The sequence below is a fragment of the Leucobacter soli genome (assembly GCF_042659205.1).
GTDB lineage: Bacteria > Actinomycetota > Actinomycetes > Actinomycetales > Microbacteriaceae > Leucobacter > Leucobacter soli.
Window position 1 is genome coordinate 1 of sequence record NZ_JBHSRW010000392.1, and the last position, 1,168, is coordinate 1,168.

At 72.2% G+C, this 1,168-nt stretch carries 2 protein-coding genes; both read left to right on the forward strand.

Annotated elements, in window-relative coordinates; all coding sequences use genetic code 11:
• Positions 1-385 (forward strand): SMC-Scp complex subunit ScpB (scpB, locus tag ACFPZL_RS13450; protein ID WP_382335882.1); only part of this gene is annotated, 385 nt, incomplete at its 5' end.
• Positions 372-1,168: pseudouridine synthase (locus ACFPZL_RS13455; protein WP_382335884.1), on the forward strand; the 797-nt coding region annotated here is incomplete at its 3' end. The genes scpB and ACFPZL_RS13455, both read left to right, overlap by 14 nt.

Consider the following 1,168-nt stretch of genomic DNA (forward strand, 5'->3'; position numbering starts at 1 on the left):
CGAGCTGCGCGAGGTCGCGGGCGGCTACCGCTTCTACGTGCGGAGCAGCCTCGACCCCGTGGTCGCCGACTTCGTGCAGCAGCAGTCGCCCGCGCGGCTGTCGCAGGCGGCGCTCGAGACCCTCGCCGTCATCGCGTACCGGCAGCCGATCTCGCGCGGGGCCATCGCCTCGGTGCGCGCGGTCAACGTCGACAGCGTCGTGCGCACCCTGGTCGGGCGCGGACTGATCGCCGAGGTCGGCCACGACGCGGAGACCGGGGCGATCCTCTACGGCACCGACGACGCGCTGCTCGGACATCTCGGCATCGCGAGCCTCGACGAGCTGCCGCCGATCGCGCCGATGCTCGACGATCCGACGGACGGGTTCGACGGTGAACAGTTCTGATCCCGGCACGGGCGATACCCGACCCCGGCTGCAGAAGGCCCTCGCGAACGCCGGCGTCGCGTCGCGCCGTGCCTGCGAGTCGCTGATCTCGGGCGGACGCGTCGAGGTGAACGGCGAGATCGTGTTCGAGCTCGGCAGCCGGATCGACACCGAGCGCGACGAGGTGCGCGTCGACGGAGTGGTGGTGCAGCTCGACGTGTCGAAGCGCTACTTCGTGCTGAACAAGCCGCGCGGCGTGGTCTCGACCATGCGCGACGAGCAGGGGCGGCCGGACCTGCGCGAGTTCACGGACCGCGTGCCGGATCGCCTGTACAACGTCGGCCGGCTCGACACCGACACCTCGGGCCTGCTCGTGCTCACCAACGACGGCGAGCTCGCCCACCGGCTCGCGCACCCCAGTTTCGGGGTGCAGAAGACCTACGTCGCGAAGGTCCGCGGTCGCGTGACCGCCGCGGTCGTCCAGCAGCTCAAGGACGGGATCGAGCTCGAGGACGGGCCGATCCGCGTCGACGCGGCCAAGATCCTGCCCGGGGGATCCACGAAGTCGCACTCCCTCGTCGAGGTCACGCTGCACTCCGGCCGCAACCGCATCGTGCGTCGGATGCTGGCCGCGGTGGGGCATCCGGTAGAGGAACTGGTCCGGCGGCAGTTCGGGCCGCTGCACCTCGGCACGCTGCGATCGGGGGAGCTGCGCGAGCTCTCCGCCGCGGAGCGCGGCGCCCTGCTGAGCGCGGCGGAGGACGGGGACGGCCATGCCGCGACCGGGATCACGGGCGGGCGGCC